This is a genomic window from Sorangium sp. So ce119 (genome assembly GCF_051524405.1).
In the GTDB taxonomy this organism is placed as follows: Bacteria; Myxococcota_A; Polyangia; order Polyangiales; family Polyangiaceae; genus Sorangium; species Sorangium cellulosum_G.
On the sequence record NZ_CP150310.1, the window covers coordinates 9,191,797 to 9,212,363 of the forward strand.

Below are 20,567 nucleotides of genomic sequence, written 5' to 3' on the forward strand. Positions count from 1 at the left end.
GCTGAGCCTCAACCTGGGTGCGCTGAGCCTGCGCTGAGCCTGGCGGCGGACCGGCCGCTCTGGGCCGGCGGCGTTCAACCTCGGTCGGATGGGAAGAGGCGGGCGTCGTCAGGCGTGGCCCGACGATTGCAGGAATCGCGGAAAACCCCTCGGCACTCGAAAAGAGAGGCGACCCCATGAACTTCAGCGCGCGACGAACCGTCCTTGCGATTCCCTGCCTGGTCTTCTTCGGCTGTGCTTCCAGCGCCGATCCGAGCTCCGAGGAGGCCGTGGGCACCTCGGAGGAGGCGATTGTCTCGGCGAACCGCCTCTCGATGAACCGCCTCTCGATGAACCGCCTCTCGATGAACGGCCTCTCGATGAACCGCCTCTCGGCGGATGGCAGGAAGCTGGCCACGACAGACCTGCTGCTGGACGAGGATGGTCGTGAGCTCCTTCGCTACACCATCGGCTGCGCGCTTCCCGAGGGGCAGTCGCTGGTCGGCACGGTGGACTCGACGACGTATCGATTCGACGGACGCATCGGCCTCGCGCCCGACTGGTTGCGCGGCCCGCTCCCCGAGAAGTCCCAGCGCTGGGTGACCGCATGCCTGCTCGCGCACGTGAACGGATACGGCGTCGAGGTGGCCATCTCATTGCGCGGAAGGAATCCAGCGCTGGCCACGGACAGCGCGGAGCGGCGCGCCTATCAGCAGGAAGAGATCTCCTTCTTCGGCAACGTGTTCCAGCCGCTCGGCAAGCGCGACGAGCTTGGCGATATCGGCTCGCGGATGTACTCGTGCGGCGGCTCCTTGCTCCAGCTTTCGTGCGCCGACGACGAGAGCGCCTTCGCACCGGAGCGGACGTGCGCGTCGAAGGCCGACTGCAGCCTCAGCTTCCTCGGCCCGTGTCGCGACCTGACGAACTTGAAGACCAGCGTGTGCAAGGATGTCTCCCTCGAGGGTTACGGGGGCTGCCAGGCCCCGACGACCGTCATGGCGGGCAAGTCCGGGATGACCCGCTACGACGAGGTCGTCACGGTCTTTCTGCAGCGGCCTGATTTCTCCGCCTTCTATCCGCTCTGCACGCCGCTGTTCCCGTGAACGTGCCCGCCCCGCTGCGGCGGGCAGCCCTGCTCGGCGGGGTGGCGCATCTCGCGCGCCAGCCTCTCCTGAATCCACGGCCCCGTCACGAGCACGAGGGTCCCCCGTCATCCAGGCATTCGCCCCGGTTATGGCTTTGCAGGCCCTGCGGCTCGGCGCACTGCGAGCGAGTACGTGGGCCGACGCCGCATAGGGGCATACCGGTTGCAGACATCTCGCCCGGTCCCACGGTGTAGGTCAGGAGGGCGAATGAAGGCTCTGGTATTTCACAGCCCGAAGCGTGTCAGCGTGGACACCGTCGACAACCCGGTCCTCGTGCGGGGGACCGATGCGATCGTGCGGGTGACGAGCACGGCCATCTGCGGTTCGGACCTGCATATTTACAATGGGGTCTTTCCGCAGGAGAAGCCGCTCGTGCTCGGGCACGAGTTCATGGGCGTCGTGGAGGAGGTGGGGAGCGACGTGAGGAAGCTCCGCTCGGGCGACCGCGTGATCGTGCCCTTCGCCATCGCGTGCGGGAGCTGCTTCTTCTGCGAGCGGGACCTGCCGGGACACTGCGAGCGTTCCAACCCGGGACACTACGGCCCGGAGGGGAACGTCATCAGCTCGAAGGGGGGCGGGCTCTTCGGCTATACCGACCTCTATGGCGGCTACGCTGGCGGTCAGGCGGAGTATGTTCGTGTACCGTTCGCGGACGTGGGGCCGCGCAAGATCGACGCCGACGTGACGGACGAGCAGGTCCTGTTCCTGACCGATATCCTCCCTACCGGCTACACGGCCGTGGACTGGGCTGGAATGCAGGGCGGAGAGACGGTGGCCGTCATCGGCTGCGGTCCGGTGGGCATCATGGCGATGAAGTGCGCCTGGCTCCGCGGCGCCGCGCGCGTGATCGGCGTCGATCGGGAGGAGTACAGGCTGGAGAAGGCGCGCGAGGTCGCCTCGGCCGAGACGGTCAACGTGGAATCGGGCGTCGCGCTCGAGTTCATCCGGGCGGCGACGAACGGTCGCGGCGCGGACATCTGCATCGATGCTGTGGGGATGGAGGCACACCGGACGCCGCTCGAGAAGATCTCCAACATCGTTCACGGTCAGATCGGCTCATTTGTCGCGTTCAAGCTGGCCGTGAGCGCGGTCCGCCGGGGCGGGATCGTCAGCGTTGTCGGCGTGTACGGCATGCCATATGACAACTTTCCACTCGGGCAGCTCTTTGACAAAGGCGTGACCGTGCGCTTCGGCCAGGCTCCTGTCCACAAGCACGTGGACAAGCTCCTCGGGTGGATCAAGGAGGGCAAGCTCCGCGCCGACGACATCGTAACGCATCGGCTGCCGCTCGCGGAGGCAGCCCGGGGGTACGACATCTTCAATGCGAAGAGCGAAGGTTGCGTGAAGGTCGTGCTCAAGCCCTGATCGATCACGACAGAGACGCGCGAGGAGCCGGAGGTCGACGCTCATTCTCCGGCACATCGTGTACACGCAGCCAGGCCACTGCATGACGCGCAACCGAGGCGGCTGCACGCCATTCTCAGGTCACAACCGTGCACACGAACGCAGCGCGCCGCGACGCTCACTCGCACTCGAATCGCGCTCCAGTGTTCAGATCGGCATTCGCTCGCCTCGCGGCGTGCCAGCTCGACCGATTTACAGCACAAGCACGGCGTCGCTCACGGTCGCGCCGTGGAATACGCGCATCCACCACGTCTCTGCCGGGAATACCACGCCACGCAGACCGGCGCGCCATCGCTCGAGCGCTTCGCGATACGCCGTGCGAAACGCACGTACAGCAGCAGACGCGATTCTTCGTACGTCGGCATGTCCTCTTCCCACCGCGAACGTGGGATTGAAGCCACGTGACGGCTCGAAGGACGTAGCGCGGTCTTCAGGCGAGATCATGCATACACGGTCGGGTCCGACGAATCGATGCCCGTTGCGGTGCATCGCGGCGCGTGCCTCCGCTTCCTGCCGCGCGAGCTCTGCACCCACCTCGCGGCGGAAGACGTCCGCGTCATCCTCCGCTACGGCAGGCGGAAGCGTGAGCGCGATGGCAGCGTCCTCGGGCCATGCTGGGTTGCTCGGGTCGAAGTAGACGTCGGGTCGCTTCGCCCGCAGCACGCCGCGACCGAGCTCGCCGACGAGGACCTTCGCCCCCGGCCACTCCCGCGCACGTCGCACGAGTCCCGCCCCCACCGGATTCGCCAGGGTATAGGAGATCTTCTCCACGACGGCCGCTCGTGTTATAAGCCGGACCGCGCTCGTCGCTTCGTGACCCCATACCGGGCCCTCCCACGCTCGGATCGCCTTGGTTCCCAGCGCCACGAGGCGGTGAAAAAACTGCAGAAAACGCGGGAGCACTCCTTCTACGTCCGTGACGACGATGTGCAGGTGCGTGGACATGGCGCATAACGCGTGCACGCGAATGCCATAACGCTTGGCCGAAACCGCGAGCGCATAGACGATCAACCGAGTAATCGCCGCGTCAGGTCGGAAGAGCAGATGGCGACGCAGCGCGCGTCGCGTGAGGAGATACGTGGCACCGGCGAAAACAGGGCGAGGCTGGCTCATGGCCGCCCATAGTGCCAAGGGTGTGCCGGGGTCTCGCGCGAATCATTTCGCATGGTTGGCGCTGAGAGGATCTGGCGGCCGCCACCCCTTTCCGCCACTTCCGCCAGGGAGCCCCCCGCAGAGCGGGTGGAGAGCGAGCAGCGTCTCGGCGGTGCGCTCGCCGCCCGCTGCCGAGAAGGGTTGTGGGGAGGGCAGGCGCACCGGGACGGCAGGACGGCAGTCTCCCCCGGTCGAGTGACACCGCGAAGGGCGGTGGCGTCCCCACGGGAGCGACCGATTTGTACGCAACGTAGGTCAGGTCTTCAGGCAACCTGGGTCAGGCCCAACAAGGCCCTCACCGTGGGCCCGCCGTTTCCGGTTGACATCTGGCACGGCACATGGATCAACCACATTGCGCGCGTTCATGGTTGTCGATCTCGTGCGATGCTCTCGCCCGCCATGCTGCTGGAGACCTTCCATGTACCGAACCCTCCTCGCCCAAGGCCTTGTGCTCTCGCTCTCAGCGTTCGGGTGCTCCACCAGCCCGAAGATCCCCGAGGCCTACGGCAAGGCGGTCGTGACCGTGGACGGCGAGGAGTTGGTCCTTGACACGGGCGATGACGGCAAGCAGCCTGTGCCCAGATTCGACGACGGCTGGGACGTCGACTGCTCTCTCCTCAATGGAGAAACCAATCTGGAGCTGGTCGACTACTCGAAGGGCAGGAGGGGCTTCTACTACCTCGATCTCCACCTGCTCGGCAGCAAGCGCAAAGGCGGCGACGCTGCTGTCGTGAACATGCGAATGTACGTCGACGATGATCTTTTCTATGGCTCTTGTCCGGCCACGCTCCGGACGTCTCTGCAAGAGCCCCACGAATGCGATTTCTCTTTCTCCGACTGCGAATTGCATCTGCTCGAGAGTGCCCAGGACGTTGTCCCGGCGCGTCTCGAGCTCGCGTCATTTCACTTGAAATGGTGCTTCGTCCAGTGAGTGGCTCGCTCGCGATGTGCGCGAGGTGAGCTCCCCTGGCAGGGCGGCGCCGCTCGCCTCGAGCGACGCCGCCCCGCCCGGGCAGGTTGCCCACCACGGCGCGAGGCGCTCACTGCGGGCGCCGGGCCAGGCCTGGGCACCACGACGGCGCGGGGATCGATCCCGAGGCGGCGCTGGCCGGCGCGTCGGCCCACGGGTACACATCGAGAGCATGGCGGATACGTCCCCCCGGCGAAGGTTCAGCGCCGCGTTCGCTCGCTGGTCTCGGCGCGTCCGGTGGCGCCTCGCGCTGGAGCTGATCCTCACCGGCGCCGCCGCCGGAATGGTGCTCGGCGCGGCAGGGGCAGCGGCGGCGTGGCAGGCGCGGCACGGCGCGCTGCGCCCCTGGATGGCGGCCGGCGGGCTGCTCGGCGCGGCGGCCGGCGCAGCAGCGGCGCGGCGGCGGCGGTGGTCTGACCCGAACGTGGCGTTGTTCCTGGATGGCAAGCTCGGCTCCTCCGAGTCGATCTCGACGGCCGTGGAGCTCACGGCGGCCGAGCGCACCCAGGTTGGCGCGCCCCAGGGCAGCGCCTCGGCGCCCCACGAGGTCGTGCTCGCCCACGCCGCAGCCGCGCTCGAGGGGGCGACCGCGCAGCAGGTCCGCGCGCCCCTGTGGCGCCCCTGGCACGCCGGCGCGCCGCTCGCCGCGGCCGTCATCGGTTACCTCAGCTGGCTCCCGCTGCCGCCTGCCCCAGCGGCAGCCGCGCCCCCTCCGGGGGCCGAGCAGGTGCGCCTCGCCGAGATCGCCGGGCTGGAACGGGTGATCCAGCTCGCCGAGATCGACGCCCGGGACACAGCGCAGCGCGAGCGGCTCAAGAAGCTCGCCGAGGACGCGAACGCGCTCCGGCAAAAGCTCCGGAGCGGCGTCGAGCGCCGCGAGGCGCAGGCCGACATCGGCAGGCTCCGCGACGCGATCACGGCCGAGCGCCTGTCGCTCGGCGAGGGCGAGCAGCGCCAGGGAATGGAATCGGCGCTCGGCAAGCTCGGAGAGGATCCCGAGCTGAGGCGCGCCGCGAAGGCGCTCGGCGACCGCGACCTCGTGGCGTTCGACGAGGAGATGGAGCGGCTCGCGAACAGGCTCGAAAAAGACGACCGCGCGCGCGCCAGGAAGACGCTCGAGGAGGCCGCCGAGGCCGCGAAGAGGGCCGGCGCCCCCGGCGTGGCGAAGGCGCTCGAGGAGCAACGCAAGCTGCTGGATCAGCGCGGGGAGCAGGCCGACAAGCTGCGGGAGCTGGCCGAGGCGCTCGGCGAGTCGCTCGACGACGAGGGGCGCGAGGCGCTCGGCGACCTCGGCCGGACCGGGAGCGACAGGGACGCGCGGCGGCTCGCAGACAGCCTCGAGAAGGCGCTGGAGAAGCTGAGCCCCGAGGAGCGCAAGCAGCTCGCAGACCGCTTGAAGCAGCAGATCGCGAGGTCCCCTGGCGGCGCGCCGGGGGAGCCCACGTCGGAGGAGCAGATGCGCCAGCTCGCGCGGCAGCTCGCGACGCCCGAGGGCCAGCGGCTGCTCGAGGAGCATCTGCGCCGGATGGCCCAGGAAGGAGGCCCGAGGAGCGAGGAATCGGAGCGCCAGCGCGCCCTCGACGATGCGCAGCGCGGCGCGGACGAGGCCGAGGGGCAGCTCGGGGGGACGCCTCTTCCGATGCCGGTCGCAGGCGGTTCGAGCCCCTCGGGCCGCGGCAGCGGGGGTCCCGGCCAGGGCGGGCAGCAGCAGGGCTCGCCTTCTGGCGGCTCCGGCAACCAAGGGCCCGCGCAGCCAGGCCACTCGGAGGGGGGTGGGCCGGGCAGCCACGACGGGCAGACCGGCGCGATCGCCGGGGGCGAGCTGCGCTCACGCGCCAGCGCGAGGCTCAACCCGGGAAGACCGATGCCGGGGATCGTGATGGGTCGGACGGCAGGGCGCGCCGGGGACACCGCCAACGTGCAGGGCGAGGGCGCGCTCGGCGTCGTGGGTCCTCAGGAGATCGGCGGCGTCGAACGAAGCGATGTCCCCGAGGAGTACCGCGAGCAGGTAGGACGCTACTTTCAACCACGGTGAGGCGACGAACGGGAAGCGCGTGGCGGAGCGTGCCACGCGCTCCGATGACCGGCCTGTAGCGGACAGCGCCGTGGAGGTCGGCGCGATCTCCGGCGCGCGCGGCGCCGTCTAGAAGCTCGCGCCGAGCAGCAAGCCCTTCGCCTCGGAGGTCACGAGGGGCGCGGCGTGAAAGCGGGCGAGCCCCGTGCTCGGGCTCGACGTGCGGCTCGAGGTGGTGAGCGCGTACACGGCGGTCCCGGCGAGAACCACGCCGCCACCGATGAAGCTCCACAAGGAGATGTTGGCGAGCGTGGTCTGGGAGTCGCGCCAATCGAGGCGCCTCGCGCTGCCGGATGGCTCCCCGTCCGCGGATCTGGCCTTCGCCGTGGAGAGGATCGCGAAGGTCACGCCCGAGGCGACCCCGAGCAGCCCGACCGCTCCACCCGCGACCACCAGCGGGATGTTCGGGCCCGTGTCGAGGCTCAGCGCGATGCGCTGGTCCGAGCCCCGCGCCACGAACAGCGACGTCGACGTCCTCGCGCCGGCGCGGCGCGCCTCGAGGGTGCGCTTGCCCGGGTCGACGAACACCTGGGTATCCAGGGGCGATTGCCCGATGAGCTTGCCGTCGATGAGCACCTCGGCGTCATCGACGTTCACGCTGATCCAGAGCGTACCGACCTGCGACTTGGCCTCGGCGAGCCGCTTCTGGAGAAAGGTCCTCTTCTCGAGCTTCTCGCCGAGTGGAAACGTGTCGAGAGCGTACAGGAGGTGCTCGGCCGCCTCGCGAGGCTGATTCACCTCCAGCTCGACGTTCCCGAGATTGCCCGCGACGTCGAAGCTCTGCTGGAGATCCCACGCCGCCTGATACCGCGCCTCGGCCTCGGCGAACCTCCCCTCGTCGTAGAACTGGTTCCCCTCCCGGTAGAGCTGCGCAGCGCGCTCGCCCGCGCGCGAGGTCGCAGGGACGCCATCGGTCGGAGAGCTGGGCATCAGCCGCGCCTTGCCGGTCGCGCTCGCGGCGCTGGGCCCCAGGAGGACCGCGGCGCACATCAGGAACAGAGGAGGGAATTTCAAGAATGACTTTCGCATGATGGCTGCCGGCGGGATTGCGATCCGGAGAGGCGATTCCTCAGGGGAATGGACGCGGGGGAGCGGTCGTCCCCGGGGGCGCTGAAGGCAACGCAGCGGGCGCGGACGGCAGGGCCTGTGGTGGGTTCGGCGTGCTCACGGTCGGTTCGTAGACGTCTTCCGGCGTCGGGGGAGCCTTGGGGGGGCGCTTCGCCTGCACCGCGGGACGCGTCGAAGGCGGACGGGCGGCGGCCACCGGCCTGGGGGGCGCCGCCGACGCGCTCGGCGACGGCACGGCCGATGGCGCCTCCGGCGCGGCGGGAGGCGGCTGCTCCGCGACGGGCGGCGGCTGCTCGACGGTCGCCACCGGAGGCGGCGCCGTCGCGGGCGGCTGCTGCTCGGGCAACGCGCTCGGCGCGGGCGTCGCGACGCCTGGCTCGGCCGCCGGCCCGCGGACCTCGTCGACCCGCGCCGCGTCTTGACCGCTCGGCGGATTGGCGGCGCGCCACAGCACCCAGAAGCCCGCGACGGTCGCGCTCCCCAGGAACACGAGCAGCGCGAACAGGCCGAGCGGCGCGCCGCGGCGGCGCGCCACGAGGGCAGCGGCGGCGGCAGCGGTGGCGGGATCGGGCCGCGCGGCGTTCGGAGGCATCCCCGGCCGAGGCGCGGCGGCGACGGGCTGGGGGGCCGGCGCCGCGAGCGGTCGCTGCTTCCGGGGCTCCTCGGGCGGTGGCCAGACGCCGCTACCCACGCCGACGCGCGCCGTGCGCACGCCGCCGGGGCGCACGCCGCCCGGCCCATCGGGAGCGCCGGGCGGGGGGGGCATGCCATGCACCGGGATCCGGCGCATCGTCGGACGGTTCCGTTCGTCAACGCCCTTCAACAGCGACGGCGCCACCTGGATCTTCTGCAGATCCATGGCCTGGTGCTCTCGGTTCGGGGGCAGGGTGACCGGAGGAACGTACACCTGCTTGTCGCTCGGGCCCGCCTCGCGATCCTGCCGGCGACGCGGCCTGGGATCGCCCCACGGCATCGCCCGCTCGGCGGGCGGCGCGGCGGCGGGGCCAGGCACCCCCTCGTCAGGCCTGCGGCGTGGATCCTGCGAGAGCGCGCGCTGCTGCGCGAGCAGAGGGTGCTCCTGAGGTACGAAGTTCGGCGCGTCGTACCCGCGCGACGGCTGCTGCGGCAGCGGCGGCGGATGCGGCTGCGGAGCGGCGTCGCCCGCAGCGCCCTGACCCGCCGGCTGCCCTGGCGAGCTCTTGTTCGCGTTCCTGTTGGTCATGCCTGCCCCTCTCGCCACGCGCAAAAGCCGCGCTGCTGCCCCGCGTGGGCAGGAGCGCATCGAGCACCCGGTCCAAGGCTCCGCATTGTCATGGGCGCGCTCCCGAGGCGATCTGCCTCGACCGCTGCTCTGCAGACGGCGCGGCGGACGCCGTGGCAGCGCTCCGGCGAGCGCGAGCGCGCCGCGGGCCAGCGTTGAATGCGCGCTGGCCGGCGCGCGGCACCTCGGAGCTCACTCGGGGGCAGGGCCACGGCATAGCCCCGAAGATACCCCACCCAGCCGTCGCCACCACGCACCCAAGCATCACGACCCCTCCGCAGCGATACAACGGCGGGCGCCAGGAATCACCGACATCAGGTCCCTCTGCCGTCAGGGGCGTGACGGGACCAGGCGATGCCCGCACGCGCCGGCGGCCCGGACCATGGCCGCGAACGCAGCGTGGCCCGGCGGGCCGGCCCGGCATGAAATCGACCCTGGCCACCATCGTGCCGCGTTCCTGGAAGGAGCGGGTGATGTCCATGGCTACGCCGTCGGCTCTGGATGGATGCAGCGGTCTCGATCTTTTGCATCCGCCCTGCATCTGTGTCCGCACCCAGGTTGAGTCGTCTCCCGCTCCGCGCCACGCCGTACCCAGGCTGAGCCGGCCGCCGTCCGCGCCACGCCGCACCCAGGTTGAGCCGGCCGCCGTCCGCGCCACGCCGCACCCAGGTTGAGCCGGCCGCCGTCCGCGCCAGGTTTCGGACCTCCCCGGGCCGCCAGCACCCAGGTTGAGCGCTCCACCCAGCGCTTCCCGTCCACCCACAGCCCGCAGGGCAACAACTTCGTCGCACCCTGTGAGGCTCCTTGCGAACGCGGCGGCGACGTCAAGGCCGCCGTGAACCCAGGACGCTCACCAGGAACGCCAGGGCGAAGCCGAACAGCACCACGCTCACCACCAGCATCGCCATGACCGCGCAGCTCGGCTCCGCCCGCCGCCGCGCGCGCCTCGCCCCCGCCCCGTACGCCGCCAGGGGCTGCAGCTGCGCAGGTCGCGCCGTGGGCTGCCCCGCCCCCCCCGGCGCCGTGAGGCCGAACGCCTCCACGGTCGCGCTCAACGTCGGTGCGACGACCGCGCGCACCGGCGGCACCGTCAGCGGCGCCGTGCTCTGCCAGCCCAACCCCGGTGGCACGACCGGCGCCACCCCTGACGCCGTCCCCGCCCCGCTGCCCAGCGCCGCGGCGATGCGCGACAGCTCCGCCGCGAACGCCGGGGCATCCGGGAAGCGGAGCTCCGGGCGCTTCTCCAGCGCCCGCATCACGGCGCGGTCGAGCTCCGGCGGCACCGGCCGCGGCGCGTAGCACGACGGCGGCGCCGGGACCTCGCTGGCGTGCGCGCGCACCAGCTCGTGGACGGGCCTCACATGCTCGAACGGCCCGCGGCCAGCGAGCAGCGTGTAGAGCACCACGCCCGCCGCATACACGTCGGTGCGGGCGTCGACGGCGAGCCCGCAGGCCTGCTCGGGCGAGAGGTAGCGCGGCGTGCCGACGAGCACCCCCTCCTCGGTCTGGTAGAGCGAGGGCGCCGGCGCGCGACCGTCGCCGCCCGGGGCGACCACCTTGGCGATGCCGAAATCGAGCACCTTCACCACGCGCCGCCCCTGGGCGTCCGCGTCGCACACGAACAGGTTCTCGAGCTTCACGTCGCGGTGCACGATGCCCGCGCCATGCGCCGCGGCCAGGCCGGCGAGCGTCTGCGTCACCAGGTCGAGCGCCTCCAGCGACGGCAGCGCGCCGCGCGCCGCCAGCTCCTCGCGCATCGTCCGGCCGTGGAGCCGCTCCATGACGAGGAACGTCCGCCCCTCGGCCGTCCGCCCGAAGTCGGTGACCGTCACCAGGTTGGGGTGAGCGAGCCGCGCCAGCGACTGCGCCTCGACGCGCATCCGCTCCACCAGCCGCGGCTCGCGGTTGAGATCGCGGTGCAGCAGCTTCACCACCACCGGCTTGTCGAGGCCCACGTGCGCCGCCTCGATCACCTCGCCCATCCCGCCTCGCCCGAGCCAGCGCACAGGCCGGTACGGCGTGCCGTACAGCAGGGTGTCGCTCAGCTCTGGCGCCACGCATCGGCGGTCTTCGTGCGAAGGCAAGGCGATCCTCCGCGGGCCGAGGTGGTACCGCCGTCGTGACGCGACGCGAGGATCGAATTCCCCTCTCGCTCCCGGACCTCGAGCGCGCGAGCGCTCTTTTCACACGCCCTCCCGGAGCGCTCAAGATTTCGACAGATCCGCGCGCGAGCGCATCCTGAAGCATTCCCGCGACGAGATCCAAATTTCCACACGACATCACGAATGCGTCCGATTTCAGAGCACCGCGCGCGGGAGCTCCGGTGCTCAAACGACGGTGCCCGCGGCGCTTGCGGGTTCGTCGCTCCCTTGCGCGGCGGCGCGCGCCAGAGTCGCCTGCTCGGCCGCGAGGGTCGCCTCGTCCTCCTGGGCGAGGAGCGCGCTCGTCTCGGCGAAGGCTGCCTCGCGCTGCGCGATGAGGGCGGCGCACCGCGAGCGCGCCGAGGCGAGCAGGCCGAGGCCGGCGGCGACCCAGCCGACGGAGGCCGCGTACCCGGCGATCACGACGGGCCCCGGATCGCCCTCGGTGGCCTTGGAGATCATCGCGAACGCGTAGAACGGCGAGGGCGCCGCGACGAGCAGAGCCCTGTCGCTGGTGCTGAGCTCCGCGACGAGGCCGGCGATGGCCGCGATGATCCACGGGCCGACCGCGATCGCGAAGAGCAGCGTCAGGAGCAGCACGCGCGCGATCATGGGCGAGGCGGTCCGCGCGCGGAGGAAGGCGCCGAGCCCGACGAGGAACACGTAGAAGGCAAGCGCGTAGACGGCGAAGTACTCGAGCTGCCGCGTCTGGATCTCCGGCGACGCGATGGCCACGCCGGCGACGAGCCGGTGGCCGACGGCCCAGAGCGCGACGACCGCCGGGACGCCCACCGCGAGCAGGAGGTACGCCGAGCGCGCCACGCCGGGGCCGAGGAAGCGGCGCAGCCGGCTTACGCGGCTGCGAGCCCAGTGCACCTCGACGCGGCGCGACGGGCCGATCGGCTCGCCGGCGAAGAGGAACACGCAGAACGTCAGGTGCGCGAACATCGCGCACATGCCCGCGATGATCGCGGGCAGGCGGTCGGTCGGATCCACCGAGAACGCCGGCACCGACGCGGCGGCGGCGACCACGGGCGTGCAGACCGCGAACCACGTCTTCAGGCCGGAGGAGCGATCGTCGCTCTCGCTCGTGAGGTTCGCGACGGTCACCTGGTACAGGAACCAGGCCGGGACGGCGATCGCCGCGACCGGCAGGAGGACCAGGAACAGCGCGTAATCGAGGCCGAAGGGCGCGCGCTGGTAGGCGACGGGGAGCCAGATCGGAGGGCCCTCGGGCACCTCCGGCCAGGCCAGGTGCGCCGCGTACGAGAGCCCGGCGCCGCCCGCCATGAACAGGCAGATCGACAGGGGGAACGCGAGCAGCAGCGTCACGAGGATCGCCGCGCGGAGGCTCGCCATGGTCGAGCTGATCGCGAGCCCGAAGGCGACGCTGAGCAGCGCGAGCAGGAAGAGGAACGCGAACGCGATCACCACCTCGGTCGCGGTGATCCCGCCGAACAGGAACGGCATCGCCCCGACCGGCGCGAGCATCACCACGTACATCGAGATCGCCGTGTAGGCGGCGAGGAACTTGCCGCGCGCGATCTCGCCGGGCGGGATGCCCGTCAGGAGCACCGCCTCCCAGGTGCGGCCCTCGCGCTCCGAGGCGATGCTGTTCGCGGCGACCGCCGGCCCGACCAGCGCGACAACGAAGTACGCCACCGAGAAGAAGACCTGGAACAGGATCACCCCCGTCTTCGCGGGCGCGACGTCCCTCGAGGCGATGCCGCCGATCGACGCGATGAGCAGCGTCATCAGCACGGCGAACACCAGGAGGATCACCGGCGTGCGGGCGAGGCGCGCCGCCTGCTTGAGCTCGCGGATCCAGATCGGGTTCGGCTCGCCGACGAGGCGCGCGGCGCGGTGCCTCGCCCGATCGACGAGCCGCTGCGACGCCGGGCCGCCGGGCGACGTGGAGCCAGTCTGCACGCTCACTGCACCTCTCCTTGCGTGACCTCGAGGAAGATCCGCTCGAGCTCGTTGCGCTCCGGCTCGACCCCGATCACGCCGATCCCGCTCCGGACGAGGTGGTGCACGATCTCGGCGATCTTCACGTCGTTGCCCACGTAGCCGACGTGCACGGCGCCCGCGATGATGTCGACGTCGGTGATCCCCGGCCCGCCCCGGAGCAGGTAGGCCGCGGCCTCGGGCTCGCCGAGGACGCGCACCTTGACCTTGCGCCGCGACAGCGACGACAGCCCAGCGTACGCCGCCGCCGGCGCCGCGCCCCCCGGCGCCACGCCGTGGGGCGGGTGCGGGCCGTACCCGGGCGGCGGACCGGCCGCCGGCGCAAGATCGCCCGCGGCCGGAGCCCCCGGCGCGCCCGCAGGCGGAGCTGCCTCGGTGCCGTACGGCGGCGGCGGCGGCGCGGGGTACGCGTGCGCCGCGGGCGCGCCGGCGTGGCGGGGCGGCGCGTGCCCGTGCGCCTGCGCGGCGCGCAGCGCCTCGAGGCGCGCCGCGATCTCCCCGATCGGACCGGCGACGACGAGGCGGCCCTTCTCGAGGATCCCGATCGACGTGCACACGTCGGAGAGCTCCGTGAGGATGTGCGAGGAGAGGAAGATCGTCTTCCCCAGGCTCCGGAGCTCGAGCAAGAGGTCGCGGATCTCGATGCGCGCGCGCGGATCGAGATCGCTCGCCGGCTCGTCCAGGATGAGGACCTTGGGGTCGTGCAGCAGGATCCTCCCGAGCTGGAGGCGCTGCTTCATCCCCTTCGACATGGTGGCGACGATCCGGTCCTGGATCTTGCCGAGATCGGTCAGCTCCAGGACGGCGTCGACCACCTCGAGCGACGGCACCCGGAACGCGTCCGCGAAGAACTCGAGGTACTCGCGCACCGTGATCCGGTCGTAGACGCCGGCGTGATCCGGCATGTACCCGATGCTGCGGCGGACCGCCGCCGGGTCGATCGTGACGTCGACGCCGTCGATCTCGACCCGCCCCGCCATCGGCTCGAGCAGCGTCGCCATGACCCGGATCGTCGTCGTCTTGCCCGCGCCGTTCGGCCCGATGAAGCCGAAGATCTCGCCGGGGCCCACGTCGAAGGTGACGTCCCGGAGCACGTCGAGGGAGCCGAAGCGGTGCGAGAGGTGACGGACGCGGATCGTCGGCGCGGGCCGCTCGATCCGCGGCGCGAAGGGCGGCGCGGCGCTCACGGCCGACCTCCGTAGCCGACGATCCGCACGAGCACGCGGTCGCTCTCGATCCGCAGCCCCGAGTCGCTCGCGCGCCCCTCGCCGCCGTCGAGCTGGCCGAGCAGGACGGGCACGCCGGCCGGGAACCAGTCGACGGCGGTCCCGGCCGCCTCCTCGACGGCCAGCCACGCGGCGCCGAGCCCCGGGGCGTCGGGCTCGAGGAGGGGGCCGAGCAGGCTGCCGCCGAGGTCGTGGACATCCAGCCCGCCGACCCGCCGCCCGAGGCTCACGTGCGACAGCCAGTACTGCCCCTTGCTGTGCGCCCCGAGGTCGAGCCCGGCGCGCGACGAGACCTGCTCCCCGTCCCGGATGCGGGCGAAGTAGCGGGCCACCCCCGTCGAGATCCACAGGACGCCGCCGCGGAGATCGCGGCCGCTCCGGTTGGTCACGACGACGTCCCCGCTCGGCTCCTCGACGATCGCGATGCCGTCGCCGAGCGGCGCGACGCCGTCCTCGCGGACGATCACCGTCTGCCACGGGAGCGCGGCGACCTTCGTCAGACGGGCCCCGTCGCGGTCCACGAGGAGCCGATCGCGCCGCTCCGAGAGCTCGGCCAGCACCGCCGTGCTGATGACGCCGCTCGCGTCGGTCGTGCGGACGGTGAGCTCCTCCGCGCGCGGGACGAAGAAGCCGCGGAACCGCCGCACCGCGCCCTTCGAGATGCCCGCGCCCGCCTCGATCAGCGTGAGGTGGCGCGCCCTGCCGCGCACCCCCTTCGCGATCAGGCCCACGCCGACGATCGTCGCGAACGCGACCGCCGCGTACACGGGCAGGCGCCGGAGCGCGCGCAGCGGCCTCCCCTGCCGCGCGGCGCGCGCGAAGTTGATCGGGCCGGCGAGCACCGCGTAGATGCAGAGCAGGACCGCGGAGACCCCGATCGCCCAGCGCGAGCTCTCGTTCGGATCGAGCTCCCGCCGCACCGGATCCAGATCGAGGCCCATCGCCTCCTCCCCCGGGCGGAAGGCGATCGTGGAGCGGCGATCGTGGGCGCGGCGCGCGAGATCGGCCACCCGGATCTTCGCCCACGGGTCGTTGGACGCGGGCGGGCGCGTCGGGTCGAACGCGAGCAGGTGCACCTCGCCGAGGCCGTAGGACGCCGAGCTGCCGTACGCGCTCGCGCGGAGGTTGCCGCCCGACCAGCCGGAGAGCGCCTCGGCCACCGCGGAGCTCGCGCTCGGCGCGGGCAGGAGCACGTTGCCCTGCTTGCCGAGGCCGCTCGGCGCGGCCGGCGGCGCGAGCTCCACGAGCGTGGGCGGCGCGACGCCCGCCTTCGCCACCTGGCCGCCGACGAGCGCCGCGAGCGTCGGGTGCCGAAGATCCTCGGGGCGCGCCACGGCCAGCGCCAGCGTGCCGCCGGAGAGCACGTACCCGGCGAGCGCCTCGAGCTCGGGGCCTTGCAACCTCGAGAGCGTGTCGGTGCGCATGAGCACGGCGTCCGCCGCGCTGTACAGGGCCGCCCGGTCGGGCAGCAGCGGATCGCCGGTCGCGCTGTCGTAGCGCGGCTGCCCGACCCACAGGACAGGGCTCGACGACCCGGGGCCACGGCCGGTCGGCAGGTACAGCGGCGCGACCGGCGCCTCATGGAGGCCGCCCCGGACGAGCGACGTCTCATTGACGTCGAACAGCACCACGCCCTGCTGCATGGTCGACGAGAGCGCGTGCGACGAGACCTGCGCGCCGCGCTCGTCGAGCGCCCGCACCTGCACGTCGGCGAAGGGCGACACCTGCAACGGCACGCGCACGTTGACCGACGCGCCCGCCGTCACGGTGTACGGCGCCGTCGCGACGAAGACGCGCTGCTCGCCGTAGCGCGTCGACGAGACCTCGACGTCCCCTCGCGCCGCCTTGCCGCCGTTGTTCTGGATGCGCACGACGACCTGGTTCCAGCCCCAGGGCACCGCGCCGCTCGTCCCGAACACGGGCGCGGCGTCGACGGCGAGCTCCGGCGCGCCCGGCGCCGGCGCCTGCGCGAGCGCGGGCCCCGCCGTCGAGAGCGCCGCGAGCCACGCCGCGCCGGCCGCGGCCCGCGCCGCGCGAGCGACCCGGCGCGCCCTCCCCCGCGCGTCAGCGCCGCGCCTCATCGGCGGATCGCCTGCGCCACGGCCTCGGGCCGCGCCTCGACCGCCGCGAGGAGCGCGGAGATCACCTGATCGGTCGTGATCCCCTCCGCCTCGCCCTCGAAGGACCGGATCATGCGATGGCGGAGCACCGGCTTCGCGACCCGCTGCACGTCGGCGAAGGCGACGTGCGCCCTGCCCTGGAGCAGCGCCACGGCCTTCGCGGCCAGCACCAGCGACTGCGCGCCGCGCACCCCGGCGCCGAACCGGAGCGCCCTGCGCACGATCTCGGGCGCCCCCTCGGCGGAAGGGTCGCTCGCCCGCGTGAGCCGCGACGCATACCGCATGACCGGCTCGGCGACCGCGACGTCGCGGCAGAGCGAGCGGAGCAACAGCACGTCGTCGCGGGTGAGCACCCGCGGCGGCGGCCCGCGATCGTGGCCCGTGGTCCGCGCGAGGATCTCGGTCAGCTCGTCCTCGGTCGGGCTCGGCACGAGCACCTTGAGCAGGAACCGATCGAGCTGCGCCTCCGGCAGCGGGTAGGTCCCCTCCATCTCGATCGGGTTCTCGGTGGCCAGCACGAAGAACGGCTCCTCCATCGCGTACCGCGTGCCCGCGATGGTGCACGCGTGCTCCTGCATCGCCTCGAGCAGCGCGCTCTGCGTCTTCGGCGTCGCCCGGTTGATCTCGTCGGCCAGGATCACCTGCCCGAAGATCGGCCCCCTGTGCAGCGAGAAGTGGCGCGAGCCGTCCGCGGCCGAGACGAGCACGTTGGTCCCAGTCACGTCGCTCGGCATGAGATCCGGGGTGAACTGGATGCGCGAGAACCTGAGATCGAGGCAGCTCGCGATGGTCCTGACGAGGAGCGTCTTGCCCAGCCCGGGCGCCCCCTCGAGCAGGACGTGCCCTCCGGCGATGATGCCCCAGAGCGTCTGCTCGATGACGTCGCCCTGGCCGACGACGGCCTGCCCGATCGCCTCGCGCAGCCGAGCGCTCGTCTGCTGCGCGAGCTCGAGCCTCGCCTCGAAGGAGGCAGCGGCATCGCCCTGCCCTCCGTCAATACCCGCGCCTGATTCCGCCGCCATCTGGTCGCCCTCGGGCGACGACCATAGCCGGCCGCGCGCCGCGCGTCGATCACGGCCGCGGCGCGTCGATCGCGCCCGCGCCGCGAGGCGCGGCGGCCTTCAGCGCCGGCGCCGCCGCGAGGACTCGACATCTCGAGTCGAGACTCGAGATCGACGGGCCGCCGGATCCCGACGCGTCGCCGGACGCACCGCGGACGCACCGCGGGACATCCCGTCCAATCTGCTCGGCGGCGCACATCACCATGCTATCTTTCGCGGATGAACGTGCTTATCCGGACCTGTCGCAGCGTGCTCGGTTCGCTCTTCCTGTCCGCGCGCGGCGGCGCGGCGCTCACCGCGTCTCTCGCGCTCGGCGCGAGCGCCTGCGCCTCGGTGGTCGGCGACCATGAGGCCGAGACGAAGTTCCTCGTCAAGCCGACCTCGCAGTCGACCTTTTCAGGATGGAGCGAGGTCTCTGTCTCGCAGGATCCGAACTCCGTCGACGGGGCCAAGCTCAGGTTCATCCGGCTCGAGGCGCGCGACAACAACGTGCCCGACCTGACGTTCATCAAGAGCATCACCGCCTCGGCCGTGGTCGACGACGTCCCGACCGTGGTCGCCAGGAAGGCGAAGATGCCCACCGGGGAGCGCATCGTCCCGCTGGATCGGGTCTATCACGACGACATCCGGAAATTCTTCTACAAGGACGACGAGAACGGCGGCTACACGGTGCACGTCGACTGGAAGGGCGAGATCGATCTGACGAAGACGATCCCGCCGGAAGGCGTGTGGATGAAGGTCATCGTCTCGGTGAGCATCGAGTGACCTGATCGCCGCGGCGCCCTTCCTCTGCCCTGACGGCCGGCGTCGCGCGCCGGGAATGCCTGATGCGCGACCGCCCAGAGGCGGCCCGCGAAGCGGACGCCGAGCGGCGATGGAGCCCCGAGGGGACCAGCAGGCGGAGCCCCGAGACGACTAGCGGGAAGCGGGCCCCCGAGCGCAGCCGACGAGCTCCTTGAAGAGCGGCGAGGTGACGTACCGCTCCCCGCCGTCGGGCAGGATCACCACGATGTTCTTGCCCTGCATCTCGTCGCGCGCCGCGACCGAGAGCGCCGCCGCCATGGCCGCGCCGCCGGAGATGCCGACGAGGATCCCTTCGGCCTTCGCGAGCCGGCGCGCCGCCTCGAACGACTCGTCCTCGGACACGGGCACCACCTCGTCGATGAGCTCGCGCCGCAGGATCTTCGGGACGAAGCCTGCGCCGATGCCCTGGATGAGGTGCGCCCCCGCGCGCCCGCCGCTCAGCACGGCGGCGTTCCGCGGCTCGACCGCGATCATCTTCACGCCCGGCTTCTTCTCCTTGAGCACCTCGCCCACGCCGGTGATCGTCCCGCCCGTCCCCACGCCGGCGATCACGACGTCGACCGCGCCGTCCGTGTCGTCCCAGATCTCGCGCGCGGTCGTCGCGCGGTGCGCGGCCGGATTCGCCGGGTTCTCGAACTGCTGCAGCATCACCGCGCCGGGCGTCTCCTCGACGATCTGCCGCGCCCGCGCGACCGCCTGCACCATCAACGACCCGGGCGTCTGCAGCACCTCCACCCCGAACGCCCGGAGCAGCGCGACCCGCTCGGGGCTCATCGTCTCGGGCATCGTGAGGATCAGCCGGTAGCCCTTGGCCGCGGCGATCATCGCCAGCGCGAGGCCCGTGTTGCCGCTCGTCGGCTCGACGAGGACGCTCCCGCGGCTCAGCTTCCCCCGCCGCTCGGCGTCCTCGATCATCGCGAGGCCGATGCGATCCTTGACGCTGCCGCCAGGGTTCCGGCTCTCGACCTTGCCGAGGAGCGTGGCGCGCAGCCCCTTGCCCGCAGAGCTCAGGCGAACGAGGGGCGTGCGCCCGATCGTCGCCGCGATGTTGTCGAAGATTGCACCCACCTGGCCGCCCTCCGTGATGGCACCCGGCCAGACGGAGCGCCGGCCCGGTGGCTAGATGGAGTAGTCTTGCACGAAGATCTTCGCGTCGCGCAGATTTACAAGAACCCTGTCCCCCTCGGACAGCCCGAGCTCGGCGACGCGGTCCTTGGTCATCTCGACGGAGAGCGGCTGGCCGTCGGAGAGGCGGAGCTCCGCCTTCACCATCCATCCGACCCGCGACAGCCGCTCGACGCGCGCCATGCTGGCGTCGTCCGAGCCGGGGGGGTCCGACGAGTCGACCCGGGCGTGGAGCTCGATGTCGTGCGGCCGCACGAAGGCGCGCACGCTCGCGCCGTCGCCGGTCCCGGGGGGCGCGTGCACCGCGAGCGTCCCGAGCGCCGCCTGGCCGTCGCGCACCTCCCCCTTGAGCACGTTGATCGACCCGACGAAGCTCGCCACGAACTCGGTCGCCGGCCGGTCGTAGATCTCCTCGGGCGTGCCGATCTGCTCGACCCGCCCCTTGTGCAGCACGATGACCCGGTCGGCGAGGTCCATCGCCTCTTCCTGGTCGTGGGTCACGAAGACGCTCGTGATCCCCCGCTCCTTGTGCAGCCGCCGGATCCACTCGCGCAGCTCGAGGCGCACCTTGGCGTCGAGCGCCCCGAACGGCTCGTCGAGCAGCAGCAGCGACGAGCCCGGGGCGAGCGCGCGCGCCAGCGCGACGCGCTGCCGTTGGCCCCCGGACAGCTCGTGCGGGAACCTGCCCCCGAGCCCATCGAGCTGCACGAGGCTGAGGAGCTCGTCGACGGTGGCCGCGATCTCCTTCCGGGGCCGCTTCCGGATGGAGAGGCCGAAGCCGATGTTGTCGCGCACCGTCATGTGCCTGAACAGCGCGTAGCTCTGGAACACGAAGCCGATGTTCCGGTCCTGCACCCGCGTGTGCGTCGAGACCTTGCCGTTCAGGATCACGTCGCCGGCGTCGGGGCTCTCGAGCCCCGCGATGATCCGGAGGACGGTGCTCTTGCCGCCCCCGCTCGGCCCCAGCAGCGCAACCAGGGCGCCGCTCTCGATCTCGAACGAGACGTCGTCGACCACCTTGTTCGGACCGAACCGCTTCGTGAGCTGCTGGACAACAATTCCCATAAGC

The 20,567-nt window shown here is 71.8% G+C and carries 15 protein-coding genes; 5 read left to right on the forward strand and 10 right to left on the reverse strand.

The genetic code is table 11. The annotated features are described in order from the left end of the window. The first annotated feature begins 176 nt into the window (after positions 1-176). Both WME76_RS34690 and WME76_RS34695 read left to right on the forward strand, forming a co-directional pair. Positions 177-1,082, forward strand: a complete 906-nt coding sequence (locus tag WME76_RS34690) for a hypothetical protein (RefSeq protein WP_437956486.1) — start codon at positions 177-179, stop codon at positions 1,080-1,082. A 249-nt stretch (positions 1,083-1,331) separates the two neighbouring features. Then, positions 1,332-2,489 carry a zinc-dependent alcohol dehydrogenase gene (locus WME76_RS34695; protein WP_437956487.1) on the forward strand — a complete coding sequence of 386 codons (1,158 nt, stop codon included), beginning with the start codon at positions 1,332-1,334 and terminating at the stop codon, positions 2,487-2,489. Between the two features lie 231 nt (positions 2,490-2,720). On the opposite strand, the gene WME76_RS34700 is transcribed toward WME76_RS34695, so the two are convergent. Further along, entirely contained in the window at positions 2,721-3,641 is a 921-nt protein-coding gene (locus WME76_RS34700) for a transposase (protein WP_437956488.1), read from the reverse strand. Between the two features lie 457 nt (positions 3,642-4,098). Here WME76_RS34700 and WME76_RS34705 point away from each other — a divergent pair, with 457 nt between their 5' ends. Next, positions 4,099-4,611 carry a hypothetical protein gene (locus tag WME76_RS34705; RefSeq protein ID WP_437956489.1) on the forward strand — a complete coding sequence of 171 codons (513 nt, stop codon included), beginning with the start codon at positions 4,099-4,101 and terminating at the stop codon, positions 4,609-4,611. A 211-nt stretch (positions 4,612-4,822) separates the two neighbouring features. Then, positions 4,823-6,685, forward strand: coding sequence for a hypothetical protein (locus WME76_RS34710; RefSeq protein ID WP_437956490.1), 1,863 nt, complete (start codon positions 4,823-4,825; stop codon positions 6,683-6,685). A 108-nt stretch (positions 6,686-6,793) separates the two neighbouring features. Here WME76_RS34710 and WME76_RS34715 read toward each other — a convergent pair whose 3' ends face one another. From WME76_RS34715 to WME76_RS34745, 7 genes are all read right to left on the reverse strand, one after another. Beyond that, on the reverse strand, positions 6,794-7,738 hold the full coding sequence (locus WME76_RS34715) for a hypothetical protein (RefSeq protein ID WP_437956491.1): 945 nt from the start codon (positions 7,736-7,738) through the stop codon (positions 6,794-6,796). Positions 7,739-7,793: 55 nt separating this feature from the next. Then, positions 7,794-9,014 (reverse strand): hypothetical protein, encoded by a 1,221-nt coding sequence (locus tag WME76_RS34720; protein WP_437956492.1) that lies wholly within the window; start codon positions 9,012-9,014, stop codon positions 7,794-7,796. 863 nt (positions 9,015-9,877) lie between these two features. After that, complete coding sequence (locus tag WME76_RS34725) at positions 9,878-11,110, reverse strand: serine/threonine-protein kinase (protein WP_437956493.1); 1,233 nt, start codon at positions 11,108-11,110, stop codon at positions 9,878-9,880. 270 nt (positions 11,111-11,380) lie between these two features. Further along, positions 11,381-13,129 (reverse strand): ABC transporter permease, encoded by a 1,749-nt coding sequence (locus tag WME76_RS34730; protein WP_437956494.1) that lies wholly within the window; start codon positions 13,127-13,129, stop codon positions 11,381-11,383. Then, entirely contained in the window at positions 13,126-14,349 is a 1,224-nt protein-coding gene (locus tag WME76_RS34735) for an ABC transporter ATP-binding protein (protein ID WP_437956495.1), read from the reverse strand. Before WME76_RS34735 ends, WME76_RS34730 begins: the two co-directional genes overlap by 4 nt. After that, positions 14,346-16,469 (reverse strand): hypothetical protein, encoded by a 2,124-nt coding sequence (locus WME76_RS34740; protein WP_437956496.1) that lies wholly within the window; start codon positions 16,467-16,469, stop codon positions 14,346-14,348. Before WME76_RS34740 ends, WME76_RS34735 begins: the two co-directional genes overlap by 4 nt. Then, positions 16,466-17,530 (reverse strand): AAA family ATPase, encoded by a 1,065-nt coding sequence (locus tag WME76_RS34745; RefSeq protein WP_437956497.1) that lies wholly within the window; start codon positions 17,528-17,530, stop codon positions 16,466-16,468. The genes WME76_RS34740 and WME76_RS34745 overlap by 4 nt, the downstream gene beginning before the upstream one ends. Positions 17,531-17,788: 258 nt before the next feature. Here WME76_RS34745 and WME76_RS34750 point away from each other — a divergent pair, with 258 nt between their 5' ends. Beyond that, a complete protein-coding gene (locus WME76_RS34750) occupies positions 17,789-18,334 on the forward strand; it encodes a hypothetical protein (RefSeq protein ID WP_437956498.1) in 546 nt (181 codons plus the stop codon). Between the two features lie 150 nt (positions 18,335-18,484). Here the strand turns inward: WME76_RS34750 and cysK are convergent, their stop codons facing one another. Both cysK and WME76_RS34760 read right to left on the reverse strand, forming a co-directional pair. After that, on the reverse strand, positions 18,485-19,441 hold the full coding sequence (gene cysK / locus WME76_RS34755; protein WP_061620496.1) for a cysteine synthase A: 957 nt from the start codon (positions 19,439-19,441) through the stop codon (positions 18,485-18,487). Positions 19,442-19,492: 51 nt separating this feature from the next. After that, entirely contained in the window at positions 19,493-20,563 is a 1,071-nt protein-coding gene (locus WME76_RS34760; RefSeq protein WP_437956499.1) for a sulfate/molybdate ABC transporter ATP-binding protein, read from the reverse strand. Between the last annotated feature and the right edge of the window lie 4 nt (positions 20,564-20,567).

Bases quoted from the DNA above. Each gene is read 5' to 3' on its own strand.
- WME76_RS34690 (WP_437956486.1), top strand. From the start codon at position 177: ATGAACTTCAGCGCGCGACGAACCGTCCTTGCGATTCCCTGCCTGGTC.
- WME76_RS34695 (WP_437956487.1), top strand. From the start codon at position 1,332: ATGAAGGCTCTGGTATTTCACAGCCCGAAGCGTGTCAGCGTGGACACC.
- WME76_RS34700 (WP_437956488.1), bottom strand. From the start codon at position 3,641: ATGAGCCAGCCTCGCCCTGTTTTCGCCGGTGCCACGTATCTCCTCACG.
- WME76_RS34705 (WP_437956489.1), top strand. From the start codon at position 4,099: ATGTACCGAACCCTCCTCGCCCAAGGCCTTGTGCTCTCGCTCTCAGCG.
- WME76_RS34710 (WP_437956490.1), top strand. From the start codon at position 4,823: ATGGCGGATACGTCCCCCCGGCGAAGGTTCAGCGCCGCGTTCGCTCGC.
- WME76_RS34720 (WP_437956492.1), bottom strand. From the start codon at position 9,014: ATGACCAACAGGAACGCGAACAAGAGCTCGCCAGGGCAGCCGGCGGGT.
- WME76_RS34740 (WP_437956496.1), bottom strand. From the start codon at position 16,469: ATGAGGCGCGGCGCTGACGCGCGGGGGAGGGCGCGCCGGGTCGCTCGC.
- WME76_RS34745 (WP_437956497.1), bottom strand. From the start codon at position 17,530: ATGGCGGCGGAATCAGGCGCGGGTATTGACGGAGGGCAGGGCGATGCC.
- WME76_RS34750 (WP_437956498.1), top strand. From the start codon at position 17,789: ATGAACGTGCTTATCCGGACCTGTCGCAGCGTGCTCGGTTCGCTCTTC.
- WME76_RS34760 (WP_437956499.1), bottom strand. From the start codon at position 20,563: ATGGGAATTGTTGTCCAGCAGCTCACGAAGCGGTTCGGTCCGAACAAG.